A 4213-nucleotide genomic window follows, 5' to 3' on the forward strand; every position below is an offset into this window, starting at 1 on the left:
TTGCCGGGGAGGGCGGCCAGGGAGTCGACGGCCTCGCCGACGCGGTCGCCCATCCACACCACGGAGTCGCCGAAGTCCTGCTTGACGATGCCGGTGGCGGCGCTGAAGCCGAGGAAGCCGGCGGTGACGTACTCGCCCTGGACGTACTGGCCGCTGGAGTCCTTCTTGGCGACCTGGTTGGAGGCGATCTTCGCCGTCAGGGTGAGGTCCTTGCCGTCGCGCTGGACGACGATCGGGACGGTTTTGTCGGGGTTGGCGCGGATGAGGTCGGAGAGCTTGTTCCAGTCGTCCGTGCGCACGCCGTTGAAGGCGATGATCTTGTCGCCCGCCTTGAGGCCGGCGGCCGCCGCCGGGGAGGCGGGGTCGGAGGCCTTGCAGGTCTCGCGGTTCTGGCTCTGGGCGATCACGCACTTGGAGACCGAGCTGACCGTGTTGGTCTGCTGGGAGATGCCGAAGCCCATGAGGACCGTGAGGAACAGGGCGACGGCGAGGATCAGGTTCGCGAAGGGGCCCGCGAACATCACGATGACGCGTTTCCAGGGCTTGCGGGTGTAGAAGAGGCGCTTGTCGTCGCCGGGCTGGAGTTCCTCGAAGGCGGCCGAGCGGGCGTCCTCGATCATGCCGCGCCAGGGGGAGGTGGAGCGGGCGCTGATGCGGCCGTCGTCGCCCGGCGGGAACATGCCGATCATGCGGATGTAGCCGCCGAAGGGGACGGCCTTGATGCCGTACTCCGTCTCACCCTTCTTGCGGGACCAGACGGTCGGGCCGAAGCCGACCATGTACTGCGGCACGCGGATGCCGAAGAGCTTGGCGAAGGACAGGTGCCCCAGCTCGTGCCACGCAATCGACACCAGGAGGCCGAAGGCGAAGAGCCCTATGCCGAGGAAGAACATCAGGGTCGTCATGCACGGGCCTCCGCCGTCTGTGCCGTCAGTTCCCGGGCCCGGGTCCGCGCCCAGGTCTCCGCTTCGAGGACGTCCGCGACGGTGAGCGAGGTTCCCCGGCTCGGGGTGCCGTGCTCGTCCACCACCCGGGTCACGGTGTCCATGATCCCGTTGAACGGCAGTGCGCCGGCCCGGAAGGCCTCGACGCACTCCTCGTTGGCGGCATTGAACACCGCCGGGGCCGTGCCCGCGAGCTCACCCACGTGTCGCGCGAGGTTCACCGAGGGGAACGCCTCGTTGTCGAGCGGGAAGAACTCCCAGGTCGACGCCTTGCTCCAGTCGAAGGCGGGCGCCGCGTCGGGGACGCGCTCGGGCCAGCCGAGACCGATGGCGATCGGCCCGCGCATGTCGGGGGGCGTCGCCTGGGCGATCGTGGATCCGTCCGTGAACTCAACCATCGAGTGGACATACGACTGGGGATGCACGACCACCTCAATGCGGTCGAAGGGAATGTCGTAGAGGAGGTGCGCCTCGATCACCTCCAGGCCCTTGTTGACGAGGGTCGCGGAGTTGATCGTGATGACCGGGCCCATGGCCCAGGTGGGGTGGGCGAGGGCGTCCTCGACGGTCACCCGGGCGAGGTCGGCCCTCGTACGGCCGCGGAAGGGGCCGCCGGACGCGGTGACGACCAGCTTGCGCACGTCGGCCCTGGTCCCGGAGGCGAGTGCCTGGAAGAGGGCGGCGTGCTCGGAGTCGACGGGGATGATCTGGCCGGGCTCGGCGAGGTCCTTCACCAGCGGGCCGCCCACGATGAGCGACTCCTTGTTGGCGAGCGCGAGGGTGCGGCCCGCCTCCAGGGCGGCGAGGGTCGGGGCGAGTCCGATGGAGCCGGTGACGCCGTTGAGGACGGTGTGCGCGTCCGAGGCGGCGAGGAGGGTGGCCGCGTCCGGTCCGGCGAGGATCTCGGGGAGTGGCTCGCCCGTGCCGTAGAGGGCGCGGAGCGCTTCGCGGAGCTGCGGTACGACGTCCTCGCGGGCGACCGCGACGGTCCGTGCCCCGAGCCGGTGCGCCTGTTCGGCGAGGAGCGCCACGCGCCCGCCGTTGGCGGAGAGGCCGGTCACCCGGAAGCGGTCGGGGTTGCGCAGCACCAGGTCGATGGCCTGGGTGCCGATCGAGCCGGTGGAGCCGAGGATCACCACGTCCTTGGGGCCGTCGTCCGCGACCGGGTCGTGGACGAGGTGCGGGTCGGCGAGGGTGCGGGCCGTGAGTCCTGCCCTCCGTCCGTCGGACGGGCCCTGCGGCCGCCGCGGAGCCGCAGGTGTCGCCCGTGGGTGCGTGCTCTCGCCGTGCCGGGTGCCGGCCCTCGTGCCGGAGGTGCTCGGGTCGGCTCCCGGTGCGGCGACGGGGGCACCCCCTCTGGGGGAGCGTGCGTGGTGTCGCGGGGCGGACGGGGCTTCCGGCCCGTTCCCCCGGGGGGCTGGACTGTCGCTCATCCCCCCATTGTCGCCGTAAGGACGGTGTGTGGGGACAGCGCGTCCCCCTGTCGGGGGGCGCGCTGTCGTGAGAGGTCAGCGGACGGGCCGGTGGACGTTCTCCTTCTCGGAGGGGCCGGGGGTGGCGTCCGCGATCCAGACGCCTTCGCCGGAGGGGTCGACGATGCCGTCCTCCAGCCAGGCGTAGGTGCCGGACAGGACGCCCTTGACGACCTTGCGGTCCTGGTCGTCGGTGTTGTGCCACAGGCGGCCGAAGAGTTCCTCGACGCGGAGCCGGGACTGCTCGCAGAAGGCGTCGGCGAGCTGGTAGGCCTCGCGGCCGTGGGACTCGGTGGTGTGGAGGAGTTCGGCGCGGACGCAGGCGGCGCTCATCGCGAAGAGTTCGGCGCCGATGTCGACGATCCGGCCGAGGAAGCCCTGCTTGGTCTCCATGCGGCCCTGCCAGCGGGACATGGCGTAGAAGGTGGAGCGGGCGAGTTTGCGGGCCGTGCGTTCCACGTAGCGCAGGTGTGGGGAGAGGTCGACCTCGCGCTTGAACTGGCTGTAGGAGTTAGGCAGTTGGCCCGGTCCGGCGACGAGCTTCGGGAGCCACTTGGCGTAGAAGACGCCCGCGTTGGCGCCTGCTTTCGCCTTGTCGCCGAGGGACTTGTCCGGGTCGATGAGGTCGCCGGCGACGGAGAGGTGGGCGTCGACGGCCTCGCGGGCGATCAGCAGGTGCATGATCTCCGTGGAGCCCTCGAAGATGCGGTTGATGCGCAGGTCGCGCAGGACCTGTTCGGCGGGGACGGCCTTCTCGCCGCGGGCCCTGAGGGACTCGGCGGTCTCGAAGCCGCGGCCGCCGCGGATCTGGACGAGTTCGTCGGCGACGAGCCAGGCCATCTCGGAGGCGTAGAGCTTGGCGAGGGCGCCCTCGATGCGGATGTCGTTGCGGTTCTCGTCGGCCATCTGGGAGGACAGGTCGAGGACGGCCTCCAGGGCGAAGGTCGTGGCCGCGATGAAGGAGATCTTGGAGCCGACGGCTTCGTGGTGGGCGATGGGCTTGCCCCACTGTTCGCGGGCCGCGGACCACTCGCGGGCGATCTTCAGGCACCACTTGCCGGCGGCGACGCAGGAGGCCGGCAGGGAGAGGCGGCCGGTGTTGAGAGTGGTCAGGGCGATCTTGAGGCCTTGGCCCTCCTTGCCGATGAGGTTCGCGGCCGGGACGCGGACCTGGTGGAAGCGGGTGACGCCGTTCTCGATGCCGCGCAGGCCCATGAAGGCGTTGCGGTTCTCGACGGTGACGCCGGGCGAGTCGGTCTCGACGACGAAGGCGGTGATGCCGCCCTTGTGGCCCTCGGACTTCGGGACGCGGGCCATGACGACGAGGAGGTCGGCCACCACGCCGTTGGTGGTCCACAGCTTCACTCCGTCGAGGACGTAGTCGTCCCCGTCGGGTACGGCGGTGGTGGCGAGGCGGGCCGGGTCGGAGCCGACGTCCGGTTCGGTGAGGAGGAAGGCGCTGATGTCGGTGCGGGCGCACCGGGGCAGGAACTTCTCCTTCTGCTCCTGGGTGCCGAACAGCTTGAGCGGCTGGGGTACGCCGATCGACTGGTGGGCGGAGAGCAGTACGCCGATCGCGGGGCTCGCGGAGCCGACGAGGGCGAGTGCCTTGTTGTAGTACACCTGGGTGAGGCCGAGGCCGCCGTACTTGGTGTCGATCTTCATACCGAAGGCGCCGAGTTCCTTGAGGCCGGCCACGACGTCGTCGGGGATGCGGGCCTCACGTTCGATGAGGGCGCCGTCGACCTTGGTCTCGCAGAAGTCGCGGAGCCTGGCCAGGAACGCCTCGCCGCGGCG

General features: G+C 70.5%; 3 protein-coding genes. All 3 read right to left on the reverse strand.

The annotated features are described in order from the left end of the window. A partial coding sequence (locus tag EHS43_RS38845) for an RIP metalloprotease (RefSeq protein WP_125195287.1) occupies window positions 1–893 on the reverse strand: 893 nt, incomplete at its 3' end. Between the two features lie 8 nt (window positions 894–901). Continuing rightward, a complete protein-coding gene (gene dxr, locus EHS43_RS38850) occupies window positions 902–2083 on the reverse strand; it encodes a 1-deoxy-D-xylulose-5-phosphate reductoisomerase (protein ID WP_125195288.1) in 1182 nt (393 codons plus the stop codon). Between the two features lie 369 nt (window positions 2084–2452). Continuing rightward, window positions 2453–4213 (reverse strand): acyl-CoA dehydrogenase family protein (locus tag EHS43_RS38855; RefSeq protein ID WP_125195286.1); only part of this gene is annotated, 1761 nt, incomplete at its 5' end.

Origin of the sequence: Streptomyces sp. RP5T, from assembly GCF_003933965.1 — a bacterium.
GTDB lineage: Bacteria > Actinomycetota > Actinomycetes > Streptomycetales > Streptomycetaceae > Streptomyces.